Genomic DNA, 14,989 nt, shown 5'->3' with positions numbered 1-14,989 from the left:
ATGCGCCTTGAAGCCAACGTCTTCTGGATCCCGTCAATCTTCTTCTTCATCGTTGCCCCGGTGTACGCGTTCCTGACGGAATGGAACGAGTGGGTGGGCATCACGGCGCTCCTGCTCACCGGCGGCATGTTCATCATGATCGGCCTGTACTTCAAGATGCTCGAGAAGCGTCACGGGCAGCGCCCCGAGGACAACGAAGAGGCCCACATCTCTGAGCTCGCCGGAGCCCAGGGCGTGTATGCGCCGTGGAGCTGGTGGCCCCTGGTGATCGGCCTCGGTTCAGCACTGGCCTTCGTGGCCATGGCAGTGGGCTGGTGGATCATGGTCCCCGCCGTCATCGTCGGCACCGTCGGCCTGGTCGGCTGGGTGTTCGAGTTCTCGACGGGGCGACACGCCCACTGACGTCACAGGTGTGATGCCTCACTCCTCGGAGTCGAGGGCCTTGCCTGCCACCGACACCAGGCGCGAGATCACCACGGTGATGAACAGCACGCCGACCACGCCCTCCAGGGAGAACAGCGACCTGGCCCAGGACGAGACGGGTGTGACGTCGCCGAACCCGAGGGCCGACAGGGTCACGAAGCTCCCGTAGAGCAGTGCCTGCCACGGCAGCGGGGTCTGTGCAAGGGTGGGATCCGCGAAGCTGCCAGGGTCGGCGATCTCCAGGAGCGCGGCGGAGGCGCCGAAGACGCCGCCCAACAGCAGGAATCCGCACACAGCGACCAGCAGCAGGTCGACGGCATTGGCGCGCTCAGGGGGATCCATGAGCGCGCGGAACAGCACCACGACCAGGGCGACCTGCAGCAGGCCGATGCTGCTCAGCATGGCTGTCAGCGCCAGCTGGCTCTCTGGGGACCAGACAAACCAGCCACCGCCGGCAACGACGCTCACCGCGAATGCCGCGAGCAGCCAATACCGGCGGGGGGCGATCACGGCCGCGCGGACGCTGAAGAACACGAGCCCGCCATAGAACATCAGATAGACACCGGTCCACCCAGCGCCTCCGTCAGTGATGGGATAGCCGAACTGGATCAGCACCAGGCTGACCAGCAGCAGCCACACGACGGAGCGGCGCCCCAGCGGGTGGTGCGGCGGACTCGGGGTCGCCGGCTCTTCTTCGTGTGCCATAGGGATCACGCTACCCGCGGGGAGACTCGGCGTGCCCGGACGCAGCAAGGGCGGGCACCCTGTCGGGTACCCGCCCTTGCTGCGGTCGCGTCGATCTCTACTTGACGATGAGACCCTGCGTCGCCGATGCGGTGGCGAAGCGCTGCTGGACGTTCGCCCAGTCCACGACGTTCCACCACGCCTTGACGTAGTCCGCCTTGACGTTGCGGTACTGGAGATAGAAGGCGTGCTCCCACATGTCGAGCATGAGCAGCGGGACGAGGCCTACGGGGACGTTGCCCTGCTGGTCGTACAGCTGCACGATGACGAGCTTCTGCCCGATGGTGTCCCACGCGAGAATCGACCAGCCGGAGCCCATGATCGTCAGGGCGTTCTGGGTGAAGTGCGCCCGGAACTTGTCGAACGAGCCAAAGTTCTCGTCGATCGCGGCTGCGAGCTCGCCCGTGGGCTTGTCGCCACCGTCTGGGGACATGTTGGTCCAGAACACCGAGTGGTTGACGTGTCCGCCCAGGTTGAAGGCGAGAGCCTTCTCGAGCCCGGCGATGGGCCCAAAGTCGTCGTTGTCGCGGGCGGCGGCCATCTTCTCTAGCGCCGTGTTGGCGCCGGCCACGTAGGTCGCGTGGTGCTTGGAGTGGTGAAGCTCCATGATCTCGCCCGCGATGTGCGGGTCGAGAGCGCCATAGTCGTATGAGAGGTCCGGCAGCGTGTATTCAGCCATACTTCCTCCTGCGTTGGGCGCGGCTTGGTACGCCGCGCGCTGTTTCCGGGGTGTCCCCTTGAGCCTATCGCCGCAGCAGTGTCCCTGCTGCGAACCGGCCGTGTGCGTGTCAACACCGCAGGGTTCGCGGGGATTCCCTTGGATCGGACGGTCCCGCGTCCTACACGCAGAAGGCCGGCCCCCGCGACGGGAACCGGCCTTCTGCGTAGCGACTACGCGCCTACTTCTTGGTCGAGTCTTCGAGCTCGTCCCACTCGTGGTCGAGACGCTTGTCAGCGCCCTTCGCCTCAGCGCCGTCCGCCAGTCCGTGCGGCGTCGGCGCGTCCGGGTGCGCGTGGTGTGCGGACTCGAGCTCCTCGGGAGTGACGGGCTCGATGCGGTCCTCGTAGTAGAACCGCGACAGGCTCTGCTTGAAGCGGTCCCAGCGGTAGCCCTTGCGCGCCACGCCGTGCTCGTTTCGCGCGGGAGCGATGTCGAGCGGCTGGTGGTTGTCGAACGACACCCGCAGCCACCGCTCCTGCTCATCGAGAGGGCTGTGGACCTCGACGTACTCGCCGTGCTCGTGACGCACGATCGTTCCCGTCTCGTGTCCGTGGAGGACGAGTTCACGGTCCTTGCGCTGCAGACCGAGGCAGATCCGCTTGGTGATCCAGAACGCCGCGACCGGCAGGATGAAGATGCTCCATTGGAAGAAGATCGTCAGGTCGTTGAGCGAGAGATCGAACAGGTTGGCGACGATGTCGTTCGAACCCTCGATCACCAGGATCACGTAGAACACGATCATGCCCACACCGATGCCGGTGCGGACCGGCACGTTGCGGGGACGGTCGAGCACGTGCTTCTCGCCCTTGTCTCCGGTGGCCCAGGCCTCGATCCAGGGGTACAGCGCGATGAACCCGAAGAACAGCGCGGGCACGATTACAGACGGGATCAGGATGTTCCACGACAGCGTGTAGCCCCAGAGCTCCCATTCCGTCGGCAGGCCGAAGAGCCAGCCGGGCCACATGCGCAGCAGCCCGTCCACGAACAGGATGTACCAGTCAGGCTGCGTTCCTGCGGAGACGGGGGAGGGGTCGTATGGTCCGTAGTTCCACACCGGGTTGATGGTGAACACGGAGGCGACCAGCGCCACGATGCCGAAGACCACGAAGAAGAACCCGCCGGCCTTCGCGGTGTAGACGGGGAACAGCGGCAGGCCCACGACGTTGCGGTGCGTGCGGCCCCCGCCCGGGTACTGGGTGTGCTTGTGCAGGAACACGAGGAACAGATGCAGCGCGATGAGCGCGAGGATCAGCCCTGGCACGATGAGGATGTGGGCCGTGAAGATGCGCGGAATCAGAGCCGTCCCGGGGAACTCTCCGCCGAACAGCCAGAACGAGATGTGGCTGCCGATCAGCGGCACGCCCTTGATGACGCCGTCGATGATTCTCAGCCCATTGCCCGAGAGCACGTCGTCGGGGAGCGAGTAGCCGGTGAATCCGGCGGCGAGACCCAGGATCATCAGCGTGAAGCCCACGAGCCAGTTCAGTTCGCGCGGCTTGCGGAAGGCGCCGGTGAAGAACACGCGGCACATGTGCACCATGATCGCGGCGATGAAGAGCAGCGCAGACCAGTGGTGGATCTGGCGCATGAGCAGGCCGCCGGGAACCTCGAACGAGGTGACGAGCGTGGACTCGTACGCCTTCGTCATCTCCACGTCGTGCATGGTGGCGAAGGGGCCGTCGTAGTGGACGGTCTCCATCGACGGCACGAAGAACGCCGTGAGGAAGACGCCCGAGATCAGCAGGATCACGAAGGAGTACAGCGCGATCTCGCCGAGCATGAAGGACCAGTGGTCGGGGAACAGCTTGCGTGCGAAGAACTTGACGAAGCCGCCGATCGAGGTGCGCTCGTCGACGTAGTTCGCGGTCCCGGAGGCCGCGGTGTTCAGCTTGGCGCCCATCAGCGGGTCTCCTCCTCGACGGCGGTGTCATCCCCGCCCTTGAGGCGGTCCCAGTACGACGATCCCACCGGCTCGTCGAAGTCGGCGCGGGCCACGATGTATCCCTCGTCGTCCACTGCGATCGGCAGCTGGGGCAACGGCCGCTTGGCCGGGCCGAACACGACCTTGGCACCGTTGGCGACGTCGAACGTCGACTGGTGGCATGGGCACAGCAGGTGGTGGGTCTGCTGCTCGTACAGCGCGACCGGGCAGCCCACGTGGGTGCAGATCTTCGAGTACGCGACGATGCCGTCGAACGACCAGTCCTCGCGTCCCGGCTGGACGTTGAGATCCTTGGGGTCGAGGCGGACGAGCAGCACCACGGACTTGGCCTTCTCGTTCATCATCTCGGCGTGCCCGAGGTCGAGGAGGCCGTCCGGGATGACGTGGAACACGGACCCGATGGTGACGTCGGCGGCGCGGATCAGGGCGCCGTCGGGATCGCGTGCGAGCCGGACTCCAGGTGCCCAGATGGTGTGGCGGAACCTCGAGACGTTCCAGTCGCCTCCCATGCTGCCGATCTGCGGGACGAGCAGCGACAGGGGAGCGATCGCGAGTGCCGTGATGAGCGTGCCCTTGAGCAGGCCGCGACGCTCGACACCGGCAAGGCCCGAGTCCTCGGCGCCGTCCTTGAGGTTCTGCACCGCGCCTGCGCGGGCCTCGTCGGAGCTGCGCAGCTCGTGGCGCTCCTCGACCATCTCGTGGTCGCGCATCAGTGTCTTGGCCCAGTGGATGGCGCCCAGGCCGATGCCGATCATCGCGAGGAAGACGCCGATGCCGATCCACATGTTGACCTGCTGGATCGCGGCGACGTCGCCGCCGTCGCCGAGGTCCAGGGCGAAGTAGGCCCAGATGGCGAGGACCGTACCGATGACGGAGATCCCGAAGAGCGCGGCGGTCTGGCGCTCGGCGCGCTTGCTCGCCTTCTTGTCGACGTCGGCGCGTCGCGGCCGGTGGTGAGGGAGGCCGGGATTGTCGTAGCCGTTGGCCGACGTGAGGTCGGAGTGTCCGGAGGAATTCTTATCGGGGGCGCTCATGAGGAACGGGCTCCTACCCAGATGGTGCTGGCGATGATCAGTCCGAGCAGGACGAGCCACGCCCACAGGCCCTCGGAAACCGGGCCGATGGAGCCCAAGGTGAGGCCTCCGGGCGAGCCATTGCTCTGGAAGTCGATGTACGCGATGATGTCGCGCTTGGTCTCGGGAGTGATGTTCGCGTCGTTGAAGACCGGCATGGACTGCGGTCCGGTCAGCATGGCCTCGTAGAGGTGCGTGGGGGTGGAGTTGAGCACCGAGGGGGCGTACTTGCCCTGCGTCAGCGCACCTCCGCCGCCGATGGAGCCGTGGCACATGGCGCAGTTGGTGCGGAAGGCGAGCATCCCGTTGGCCGCGTCGCCGAGCGCGGGGTCGACCTGTTCGGCGGTGGGAATGGCGGGGCCGGCTCCCAGCGAGGCGACCCATGCCGCGAGCTGCTCGATCTCGTCCTGGGTGAACTGCACCGGCTTGGCGGGGGCCTGCGGCCCGGACGCCTGCATCGGCATCCGGCCGGTGCCCACCTGGAAATCGACGGCTGCGGCGCCGACGCCGACGAGCGACGGTGCAACGCCGTCCTGGCCCTGAGCGTCGAGGCCGTGGCAGGAGGCGCAGTTGGCGGCGAAGAGGCGCTCGCCCGCCACGACGTCCTCTTCCGACATCTCAGTCGAGGCGGTGGCGGTGCCGGGCGCAGCGACGGCAGCGACTCCAGTGATGAGGGCGAGCAGCGCGAGCACGAGCAGCAGCGGAGCTGCTCTGTGGTGGCGCCGGCGGGCGAGTGAATGCATGCGTCTTCCCTACTGGACCAGGTAGATCACGGCGAACAGGGCGATCCAGACCACGTCCACGAAGTGCCAGTAGTACGAGACGACGATGGTCGTCGTGGCTTCGTGGGTGCCGAACTTCTTCGCGACGAACGATCGTCCGAGCACGAACAGCATGGCCAGCAGACCGCCGACGACGTGAATGCCGTGGAAGCCGGTGGTCAGGTAGAAGACCGACCCGTACGGGCTGGACGAGATCGTCAGGCCCTCAGACACGAGCACCGCGTACTCGTAGACCTGGCCGGCCACGAACACGGAACCCATGATGAACGTGAGCACGAACCACTCGTGCATGCCCCAGGAGCGGAACTTCCACAGCGGCCCGGTGCGGCGGCGCTGGTAGCGCTCGGCCGCGAACACGCCTGCCTGCGCAGTGAATGACGACAGCACCAGGATGGTGGTGTTCGCCAGCGCGAATGGCACGGTGAGAAGTTGCGTCTGCTCGGCCCAGATCTCCGGCACTTGGGCTCTGAGCGTGAAGTACATCGCGAACAGACCCGCGAAGAACATCAGCTCAGAACTGAGCCAGACGATGGTTCCGACAGCTACCTGGTTGGGGCGCGTCGCGTGAATCGGTGACGGCACACTCGTCGTCGCGTGGGACATGGCAACCATTATTGCGTATGACGTAGGTCCTAGATGCCAGAACGCGCAGGTCAAGGCAAGTCTGGGGCAGTGAGCCGCTGGCGCAGCCCTGGCTTCGTGCCAGAATGGTCGCCATGAGTGACGTTGCCAAGCGCAAGGACGATGCCGTCGCGCCAGCGCGCGCGCGCATCCTGCTGTACAGCGATGACCGGAACGTGCGGGAGAAGGTCCGCTTCGCGTGCGGCTCCACGACGCACGGCCGGACGATCGAGTGGACGGAGACTGCGACGCACGATGCCGTGATCTCTCAGGTGGACTCCCAGCGGTTCGATCTGCTGATCCTCGACGGCGAGGCTGCGAAGTCGGGGGGCATGGGCATCTGCCGGCAGATCAAGCACGAGATCTACGACTGCCCCCCGATCATGCTTCTCGTGGGGCGTGCGGGCGACGCTTGGCTGGCGACCTGGTCCGAGGCCGATGCGGCAGTCGCCCATCCGCTGGACCCCTTCGCCGTGCGCGATTCGGTCGACGCGTTCTTCGCACCCGTCGACCAGCCGAGCTGACCCGTCCCCGAACCGCCTCAAGGAGGCACCGTGGCCACCCTGCAGGACCTGCTGTCGCGTCTCGTCGAGCACGAGGACCTCACTGCGGAGGAGACGGCTGCAGTCATGGACTCGGTGCTCACCGACAGCGCGTCCCCCGTGGCGATGGGGGCGTTCCTCGCTGCGCTGAGAGTCAAGCGTGAGACTCCGACCGAGGTCGCGGGCCTCGCGAAGGCCATGCTGGATCACGCGGTGCGGTTCGACGTTCCCGGTCGCTCCGTGGACATCGTGGGGACCGGCGGAGACGGCGCCCACACAGTCAACATCTCGACGATGGCGTCGATCGTCATCGCCGGGTCGGGCCTGACCGTCGTCAAGCACGGCAACCGCGCCGCCACCTCCAAGTCGGGCAGCGCAGATGTGCTGGGTGCCCTGGGAGTCCGGCTCGACCTCCCGCCTGCCCGGGTGGCCGAACTCGCGACCGAGGTGGGAATCACGTTCTGTTTCGCGCAGGTGTTCCACCCTGCGATGAAGTTCGCCATGCCGATCCGCAAGGAGCTCGGCGTGCCGACCACCTTCAACATCCTGGGCCCCCTCACCAATCCTGCACAGCCCGCCGCGACGGCGATCGGTTCGTCCAGCATGCGCGTCTCCCCGGTGCTCGCCGGCGTCGTCGCCCAGCAGGGGCGCGAGGCGCTGGTGTTCCACGGCGACGACGGACTCGACGAGCTCGCTCCGACCGGTGCGGCTACTGTGTGGGAGGTGCGCGGCGGCGACATCACCGAGCTGCGGCTCGACCCCGTCGCCGACCTCGGTCTCGCGCCGATCACCATCGACCAGCTGCGCGGCGCTGGCGCCGACCACAACGCGGACGTCGCTCGCGACGTCTTCGCTGGCAGTCGTGGACCGGTGCGCGACACCGTGGTGCTCAACGCCGCCGCGGGGATCGTCGCGGACGCCACACTGCCCGGCACCGCATCGGGCACGATCACGGAGCGGTTCGCCGCAGCGATGGACATTGCGGCGCGGGCGATCGATTCCGGCGCCGCCGCGGACGTGCTTGATCGCTGGGTCGCCGCCTCGCGCGGCTGACCGCAGCTCCGCGCCCACCAACCGGACAGTCTCCCTGTAGCGTTTCGATCGCATCTGCTAGGCATGATGAGTCTTCCTGCGCTCCATCTTCGCGTAACTTTCGCACCGGTATTGCGCTTTCGCTAGGCCACGCGCCGCGCCGTGTATATCGTTTTCGCAACCTGCCCGCCGAAGGGGAGGACGAGCGCTCCGGCTCGGTCCCGTTTCGGTGGTCCAGTCCGAATCGCGTAAAGGAGCGCTCATGCGGACCACTCTCCGCCCCACTGCCGCCGTCGCATTTGCTGCGATGGCCGCCATCTTGCTGTCCTTCGCCCTCGTTCCTGCCACCTCCGGACCCGCGCGTGCCGCGGCGTCAGGTGAGGTCAGCATCGACTTCGAGGACGGAACGACGGGAACCTGGGTCGCCAATGGCGACGCCTCGCTCGAGGTCGTCGATGACGGTTCAGGCGAGAACATGGTGCTGTCGGTATCCGGCCGCACCGCAACTTATGAGGGCGTGACGTCGCCCACCGGCGCGTACGACGAGGGCGTGGAGTACACGTTCTCGATGGACGTGAAGCTGTCCGCCGCCTCCGCCCTGCGTCTGATCGCCAACGAGACCGGCGCGGACAACGAGTACGTGTGGATGGGCAATATCACCGCTGCGGCGGATGAGTGGGTCACCGTCACCGGCACGCATGTGTTCGGCGCCGGCGCCCCGTCCGCGAAGGTCTACCTCGAGGTCGCAGAGTTGACCGACTACGAGGTCGACAACATTGCAGTCACCGCTCCCGCGACGGAGCCCGAGCCCTGCTTGCCCGTCACGGACATCGACTTCGAGGACGGCACCACGGGATCGTGGGTCGCCAATGGCGATGCCGCGCTGGAGGTCGTCGATGACGGCTCTGGCTCGAACATGGTTCTCGCAGTCGCTGGTCGCACTGCGTCGTACGAAGGCGCCTCGTCAGCCACCGGCGAATACGACGAGGGCGTGGCGTACACGTTCTCGGTCGACGTTCGGGTGTCGGCGGATTCGGCTCTGCGTCTGATCGCCAACGAGACCGGCGCGGACAACGAATACGTGTGGTTGGGCAACACCAACGGCGTGGCGGGTGAGTGGGTCACTCTCACCGGAACGCACACATTCGGCGCTGGTGCCTCAAACGCCAAGGTCTACGTTGAGGTAGCGGAGCTGGGCGACTATGACGTCGACAACATCCTCGTCACCGCCCCCTGTGGCGAAGACGAGGGCATCGTGATCGAGCCCGGCTTCGTGCCCGGCGGCGCCGTCGACCCGTCGGCGTCGCCCGCCAACGTCGCCCAGGCACCCGAGGGCGGCGAGGAGAACTACGCCGCGCTCACCTTCGACGACGGGCCCAACCCGGCCGTCACCAACGAGCTGCTCGACTTCTTGCAGGACAACGGCGTCAAGGCCGCCTTCTGTGTGATCGGTCAGAACATCTCGACGCAGGCGCAGATCGCCACCCTCAACCGCATCGTCGACGAGGGCCACGTGCTGTGCAACCACACGACGGGCTACGCCGCCGTGGACCAGTGGAGCGACCAGGCGATCGCCGACGACCTCATGGCCAATCTCGAGATCATCCGCAACGCCGTGGGCGACCCGAACCTCACGGTTCCGTTCTTCCGCGCGCCCAACGGCACGTGGGGCAACTCCGGTGCGGTGGCTGCCGAGCTCGGCATGCAGCCGCTCGCAGTGGTCAACACCATCGAGGACTGGAACGACTCACTGACCCAGGAGCAGATCACCGCGAACCTCGAATCGGTCATCGTGCCGGCGAACTCGGGCGAACTGATCCTGGTTCACGACGGGGGCGGCGACCGGACCAAGACCCTCAACGCCGTCAAGGAGGTCGTGGCCGACCGCTTGGCCAACGGCTGGGCGTTCACCCTCCCCGCTGGCACGCCCGAGGCGGCTGGCACCGTCGCGTTCAGCACGGACTTCGAGAACGGTTCGCTGGACGGTTGGGAGCTTCGTGACTCCGGTTGGACCGAAGAGCAAGAGGGCGGCCCGCTGCCCGGTACTCCCAGCGTCGAACTGACGGAGGAAGAGGCCGCCAGCCCCACGCACTCGGCGAAGGTGGCCAACCGCAACTCGCAGGGCGATGGCCTCCGCATCGAGGTCACGGACCTGCTCGCAGCAGGCACCCAGTACGAGGTGACTGCATCGATCAAGTTCGCACCGGGCGAGACTCCTGGCAACGTCTGGATGTCGCTCCAGAACGGTCCAAGCACGTTCAACACGCTGTCTCAGTTCGGCTCGGTGTTCTCGAACTCCGAGTGGACCGAGGTGACCGGCTCGTTCACGATGCCGTCCGTCGCCGAGGGCAACCAGGCATGGCTGTACTTCGAGACTGCCTGGGATGGCGGAGCCAAGGGCAACACCTCGACGTTCTACGTTGACGACATCAGCGCCGTGGTTCCGGCACCTCCCGTGATCCAGGACCTGACGCCGATGAAGGACACGGTGCCGTTCCCGCTGGGCGTGGCGATCGATTCCCGCGAGACTGTCGGGGCCCCGTCCGACCTGCTGCTGCAGCACTTCAACCAGATCTCGGCTGAGAACTTCATGAAGCCCGAGGCTTGGTACAACGCCGCTGGTGAGTGGGACCCGAACGAGATCGAGATCGACTCGCTCATGGACTTCGCGGTCGAGAACGACCTCGGAGTGTACGGTCACGTGCTCGTCTGGCACAGCCAGACTCCGGCGTGGTTCTTCCAGGATGAGGCGGGGGAGCCGCTCACCGACTCCGAAGCTGACCGGCAGATCCTGCTGGACCGTATGAAGACCCACATCGACAACGTGGTCGCATACCTGGCTCAGTGGGGCGACTACGGTGCCGGCAACCCCATCGTCGCGTTCGACGTGGTCAACGAGGTCATCGACGACTCCGCGGCCTACGACGACGGCATGCGCCGTTCGCAGTGGTACCGCATCCTCGGCGAGGAGTTCGTCGACGCCGCATTCCACTACGCCAAGGCGGCCTTCGGCAACCACGGTTCGGACGCGGCGGTCGAGTTGTTCATCAACGACTACAACACCGAGCAGTCGGGAAAGCGTGGGCGCTACCTCGCTCTCATCGACCGCATGCTCGACCGCGGCGCTCCCCTCGACGGCATCGGCCACCAGTTCCACGTGAACCTGGCCCTGCCCGTGGGGGCACTCGAGGACGCCATCGTCGACTCCATGGGTCGCGGCCTCAGCCAGGCGGTGACCGAGCTTGACGTGACCACTGGGGTGCCGACGTCTGAAGCCAAGTTCATCGATCAGGGCTACTACTACCGGGACGCATTCGACATCTTCCGGGAGTACCAGGACGAGTTGGACTTCGTCACCATCTGGGGTCTCGTCGACACCCGGTCATGGCGCAACGACAATGGCGGCCCGCTCGTCTTCGACGGCGCCTACCAGGCGAAGCCCGCCTACTACGGCATCGTGGAAGGTGCAGGGACAGGGGAGCCGCCGCTGCCGCCCCGCACGCGCACTGCGAACGCCTTCGAGGGATCAGTCGAGCTGAACGACGACGCCACCACCTCTCCGGTGTGGGAGCGGCTCCCGCTGCTGCCGATCGAGAGCAAGGGTGACTTCCAGTTCCGGTGGGCTCAGGACCACCTCACGGTGTTCGTCACCGTCGAGGACGGCACTGTGGACGCCGCTGATGGGCTCGAGTTCACCGTCAACGGCACGGACTATGCAGTCGACCGCTCTGGCGATGGTGACGCAGACGCCGTCGTGACCGCGACGGCGGGTGGCTACGACGCAGTCGTGCACCTGCCTCTTGCAGCGGCGGCAGAGTCTGACGACCTGTCCTTCGATGTCCGCATTGTGGACGGGGATCAGACCGTGGGTTGGAACACCGCAGGCGCCACCGGCTCAGTGACGTTGGTGGAGCCGCTGTCGTACGTGGAGATTCCACAGACCGCGGTCATGCCGACGATCGACGGCGAGGCGGAAGCGGCATGGTCCGCCGCCCCGATGGTGACCACCGACAAGTTCGTCGACGGCAACACCGCCGCACCGGGCGAGTTCTACACGCTGTGGAACGACAACACCCTGTACGTCTACGCCGAGATCCCAGATCCCAGCGTCGACGTGACGGGTTCGGACCCGTGGACGCAGGACTCGGTCGAGATCTACGTCGATGGGGGCAACTTCAAGAATGGCTCCTACCGCTACGACGACATGCAGGTGCGGATCAACGCCGACAACGTGGTGTCGTTCGGAACCGGTGACGAGGGCTTCCAGGCCAACCGTGTCGAGTCGGCCACCAGCCGGTTCGATGGCGGTTGGACGGTCGAGGCAGCGATCTCGCTGCTGGAGTACGGCGGCGAGGGCAGCTTCCACGGCGTCGACTTCCAGATCAACGGCGCGACCGACGGTGCGCGTCACACGATCCGCAACTGGGCAGACCCCACGGGAGCCGGCTACCAGTCGACTGCTCGCTGGGGTGTCGCACAGCTGGTGGACGGCAGCATGCCGTTCTCGGACGTCGACGACTCGTTGGAGCACTACGAGGCGATCGAGTGGATGTGGGAGAACGGCCTCACGACCGGTTTCGAGGATGGGACCTTCCGTCCCTTCGCTCCGCTGTCTCGTGACGCCATCGCCGCATTCCTCTACCGTCTCGAGGACCCCGAGTACACGGCTCCCACCGAGCCGATGTTCTCGGACGTCACGCCGGACAGCTCGGAGTTCTACACCGAGATCAGCTGGATGGGCGACACGGGCCTGTCGACCGGATGGGAGGACGGCACCTTCCGCCCGTTCGACTCGACCACGCGCGACGCGATGGCGGCCTTCCTCTACCGGTACGTCGACCCAGAGGGCTACGAGGCGCCGGCGCAGCCGATGTTCTCGGACGTCACACCGGGCAGCACGGAGTTCTACACCGAGATCAGCTGGATGGGCGACACGGGCCTGTCGACGGGGTGGGACGACGGCACGTACCGGCCGCTGGAGCCGCTGACGCGAGACGCGTTCGCTGCGTTCCTGTACCGGCTCATGGGTGACGACGCCTAAGTCTCAGCCCGCAAGCCTCTCGCGGAGGCGCCTGTCCGCATCGCTCGGAACGGCGTCTCCGCGGGAGCACGGACGCGGTGTTTCGGGGCGTGTCAGCGTCGCTCCGACCCGACTCTCGAGTCGTGGTCGGAGCGACGTGCGTCCACCCACTGCCGGTGCCGACCGGCGCCGGTGACGGGCGAGGCCCACTCCCCGTCGACATAGAGCAGGCGGGTGCCGGGACGCTCCAGCCAGCGCAGGACGATCTCTTGCTCCTCCACCAAGGGTGCGTCGATGTCAAGAGCGTCCCAGCGCAGGCGCAGGGAATCAGCCGCCTCCCACACTCCCGCCTCCACACGCCGCGAGCCGGCCAGGACGCCATGAGCGATCGATGCCAGCTCCCACGCACCGTCGACCCATCGCACCGCGACGATCCGGCACGCGCGCAGCGCTGCGAGCCGGTCGCGTCGCATGGCCCCGTCGACGAGCGCGCTCAATGCGTCTCGCATCTCGCCGGCCCTCTCGTATTCGAGCCGGTCCGCGCGGGCGGCCACCTCCGTCTGCATCGCGGCGACGACCGGGGAGACGTCACGGTCCAGCGCGTCTCGTGCCGCGAGCACCGCGACGTCGTAGCCCGATTCCTCGCCCCGAACGCACGGGGCGGCGCAGGCGCCCAGGTCCTTCAGAATGCACGCGTGCGCGCCCACGCGCGGAACGATGGTGAGCCGCGTCGTGCAGGTCCGCACGCGCATGGCTTGCTCGACCGCGGACGCGGCGAGGCGCGCATCCGCCATCGAGCGCATCGGCCCCAGCCAGGAGGACTGGCCGTGGGCGGACTTCACCGCGGACAGGCGCGGATAGCGCTCGTCCGTGAATCTCAGCCACGCGGTCCGCTCAGGACGGGTCGACCTGCGGTTGTACCGCGGTCGCCACTGATCGATCATGCGGACCTCGAGAACGTTCGCCTCGAGCTGCGTGGGGCACACCACGGTGTCGACGTCCACCGCGAGCTCCAGCATGTCTCGGATGCCGCGCCGGCTCTCGCCGCGAGTGAAGTAGGACTTGACCCGTGAGCGCAGATTGCGTGACGTGCCCACGTACAGTCGCTCGCCCAGGGGGCCTCTGAACGTGTACACGCCCGGCTTGGCCGGAACGCGGTCGGCCATCGTCGCCTTGCGTCGCAGGGTGCTCGGCACCGGGTTGCGCAGCGTGTCGAGGTCCTCGCGGTGCGTGACGCCGAAGGCGGCGAGGCGCTCGAGCATGCCGTGCAGCACCTCGGAGGTGGCACGGGCGTCCTCGAGGGCGCGGTGGTTCGGGGTCACTCGCGTACCGAAGACCCGGGCCAGTGTGGCGAGCTTCTTGTTGGGGGCCTCTTCCTTCGTCGTGGCGCGGCGTGCGAGCAGCACGGTGTCGACGATCTCGGGACCGGGCCACGCGTATCCGTGCCGGCGGCACGCCTCCTTCAGGAACCCCACGTCGAAGCGCGCATTGTGCGCCACGAGTACGGCGTCACCCAGGAACTCGAGGAAGCTCGGCAGCACCTGTGCGATGGGCGGCGCGGTCGTCACCATCGCGTCGGTGATGCCCGTGAGGGCGACGATGAACGGCGGGATCGGCCCGCCCGGATCCACGAGCGTCTGGAACTCGCCGATCACTTCGCCGCCTTGCGTCTTCACCGCGCCGATCTCAGTGATCTCGCTCTCGCGGGGCGAGCCGCCCGTGGTCTCCAGGTCGACGACCACGAACGTCGTCGCGGACAGGGGCTCGCCGATGTCTGCAAGGCTGCCCTGCACCGCCGCTGTCATGGCGTCGACCCTACGTCGCGGGTGTGACACGGCCGCGGAGCGGGGAAGCGAGACGCGATGTCAGAGGTCGGTCGTAGCGTGCGGAGCATGATCATTGATTGCGATTCATGCGAGGTCCGGGGCAAGGCCTGCGGCGACTGCGTCGTGTCCTTTCTGACGATTCCGGTGCGAGAGCCGCAGCCGGTCGAGATGGACGACGATCAGGCGGCGGCGGTGGACGCGCTCGTGGAGGGCGGCCTCGTGCCGCCACTGCGCCTGGTGAGCCGCGGCATCGCTAGCTGACC

At 66.9% G+C, this 14,989-nt stretch carries 12 protein-coding genes; 5 read left to right on the top strand and 7 right to left on the bottom strand.

Annotated features, from left to right (window positions below; translation table 11 throughout):
* Entirely contained in the window at positions 1-402 is a 402-nt protein-coding gene (locus tag ACNI14_RS09795; protein ID WP_420519823.1) for a cytochrome c oxidase subunit 4, read from the top strand.
* 18 nt (positions 403-420) lie between these two features.
* On the opposite strand, the gene ACNI14_RS09790 is transcribed toward ACNI14_RS09795, so the two are convergent.
* From ACNI14_RS09790 to ctaE, 6 genes are all read right to left on the bottom strand, one after another.
* Positions 421-1,128: a potassium channel family protein gene (locus ACNI14_RS09790; protein WP_420519822.1), complete on the bottom strand. Its 708-nt coding sequence runs from the start codon at positions 1,126-1,128 to the stop codon at positions 421-423.
* Between the two features lie 97 nt (positions 1,129-1,225).
* Positions 1,226-1,846: a superoxide dismutase gene (locus tag ACNI14_RS09785; RefSeq protein WP_420519821.1), complete on the bottom strand. Its 621-nt coding sequence runs from the start codon at positions 1,844-1,846 to the stop codon at positions 1,226-1,228.
* Between the two features lie 220 nt (positions 1,847-2,066).
* Complete coding sequence (gene qcrB / locus ACNI14_RS09780; protein ID WP_420519820.1) at positions 2,067-3,788, bottom strand: cytochrome bc1 complex cytochrome b subunit; 1,722 nt, start codon at positions 3,786-3,788, stop codon at positions 2,067-2,069.
* On the bottom strand, positions 3,788-4,864 hold the full coding sequence (qcrA, locus tag ACNI14_RS09775; RefSeq protein WP_420519819.1) for a cytochrome bc1 complex Rieske iron-sulfur subunit: 1,077 nt from the start codon (positions 4,862-4,864) through the stop codon (positions 3,788-3,790). Before qcrA ends, qcrB begins: the two co-directional genes overlap by 1 nt.
* Positions 4,861-5,646 carry a cytochrome bc1 complex diheme cytochrome c subunit gene (gene qcrC, locus ACNI14_RS09770; protein ID WP_420519818.1) on the bottom strand — a complete coding sequence of 262 codons (786 nt, stop codon included), beginning with the start codon at positions 5,644-5,646 and terminating at the stop codon, positions 4,861-4,863. The genes qcrA and qcrC overlap by 4 nt, the downstream gene beginning before the upstream one ends.
* A 9-nt stretch (positions 5,647-5,655) precedes the next feature.
* Complete coding sequence (ctaE, locus tag ACNI14_RS09765) at positions 5,656-6,288, bottom strand: aa3-type cytochrome oxidase subunit III (protein WP_420519817.1); 633 nt, start codon at positions 6,286-6,288, stop codon at positions 5,656-5,658.
* Between the two features lie 113 nt (positions 6,289-6,401).
* On the opposite strand from ctaE, the gene ACNI14_RS09760 reads away from it, so the two are divergent.
* The 3 genes from ACNI14_RS09760 to ACNI14_RS09750 all read left to right on the top strand — a co-directional run bounded on the left by ACNI14_RS09760 (position 6,402) and on the right by ACNI14_RS09750 (position 12,921).
* On the top strand, positions 6,402-6,830 hold the full coding sequence (locus ACNI14_RS09760; protein WP_420519815.1) for a response regulator: 429 nt from the start codon (positions 6,402-6,404) through the stop codon (positions 6,828-6,830).
* A 30-nt stretch (positions 6,831-6,860) separates the two neighbouring features.
* Positions 6,861-7,901 (top strand): anthranilate phosphoribosyltransferase, encoded by a 1,041-nt coding sequence (trpD, locus tag ACNI14_RS09755; RefSeq protein ID WP_420519814.1) that lies wholly within the window; start codon positions 6,861-6,863, stop codon positions 7,899-7,901.
* Between the two features lie 241 nt (positions 7,902-8,142).
* Positions 8,143-12,921, top strand: coding sequence for an endo-1,4-beta-xylanase (locus tag ACNI14_RS09750; protein WP_420519813.1), 4,779 nt, complete (start codon positions 8,143-8,145; stop codon positions 12,919-12,921).
* A gap of 92 nt (positions 12,922-13,013) precedes the next feature.
* Here ACNI14_RS09750 and ACNI14_RS09745 read toward each other — a convergent pair whose 3' ends face one another.
* A complete protein-coding gene (locus ACNI14_RS09745; protein WP_420519811.1) occupies positions 13,014-14,705 on the bottom strand; it encodes a DEDD exonuclease domain-containing protein in 1,692 nt (563 codons plus the stop codon).
* Between the two features lie 87 nt (positions 14,706-14,792).
* Here ACNI14_RS09745 and ACNI14_RS09740 point away from each other — a divergent pair, with 87 nt between their 5' ends.
* Positions 14,793-14,987 (top strand): hypothetical protein, encoded by a 195-nt coding sequence (locus ACNI14_RS09740; protein WP_420519810.1) that lies wholly within the window; start codon positions 14,793-14,795, stop codon positions 14,985-14,987.
* Positions 14,988-14,989 lie beyond the last annotated feature (2 nt).

The sequence above is a fragment of the Demequina pilifera genome, from assembly GCF_048814985.1.
GTDB lineage: Bacteria > Actinomycetota > Actinomycetes > Actinomycetales > Demequinaceae > Demequina.
Note: the sequence above shows the minus strand (reverse complement) of the source record. Positions and strands in the feature narration are given on the sequence as shown.

Coding starts and splice junctions, on each gene's coding strand:
- ACNI14_RS09795 (WP_420519823.1), top strand. CDS start 1: ATGCGCCTTGAAGCCAACGTCTTCTGGATCCCGTCAATCTTCTTCTTC.
- ACNI14_RS09790 (WP_420519822.1), bottom strand. CDS start 1,128: ATGGCACACGAAGAAGAGCCGGCGACCCCGAGTCCGCCGCACCACCCG.
- ACNI14_RS09785 (WP_420519821.1), bottom strand. CDS start 1,846: ATGGCTGAATACACGCTGCCGGACCTCTCATACGACTATGGCGCTCTC.
- qcrB (WP_420519820.1), bottom strand. CDS start 3,788: ATGGGCGCCAAGCTGAACACCGCGGCCTCCGGGACCGCGAACTACGTC.
- qcrA (WP_420519819.1), bottom strand. CDS start 4,864: ATGAGCGCCCCCGATAAGAATTCCTCCGGACACTCCGACCTCACGTCG.
- qcrC (WP_420519818.1), bottom strand. CDS start 5,646: ATGCATTCACTCGCCCGCCGGCGCCACCACAGAGCAGCTCCGCTGCTG.
- ctaE (WP_420519817.1), bottom strand. CDS start 6,288: ATGTCCCACGCGACGACGAGTGTGCCGTCACCGATTCACGCGACGCGC.
- ACNI14_RS09760 (WP_420519815.1), top strand. CDS start 6,402: ATGAGTGACGTTGCCAAGCGCAAGGACGATGCCGTCGCGCCAGCGCGC.
- ACNI14_RS09750 (WP_420519813.1), top strand. CDS start 8,143: ATGCGGACCACTCTCCGCCCCACTGCCGCCGTCGCATTTGCTGCGATG.
- ACNI14_RS09745 (WP_420519811.1), bottom strand. CDS start 14,705: ATGACAGCGGCGGTGCAGGGCAGCCTTGCAGACATCGGCGAGCCCCTG.
- ACNI14_RS09740 (WP_420519810.1), top strand. CDS start 14,793: ATGATCATTGATTGCGATTCATGCGAGGTCCGGGGCAAGGCCTGCGGC.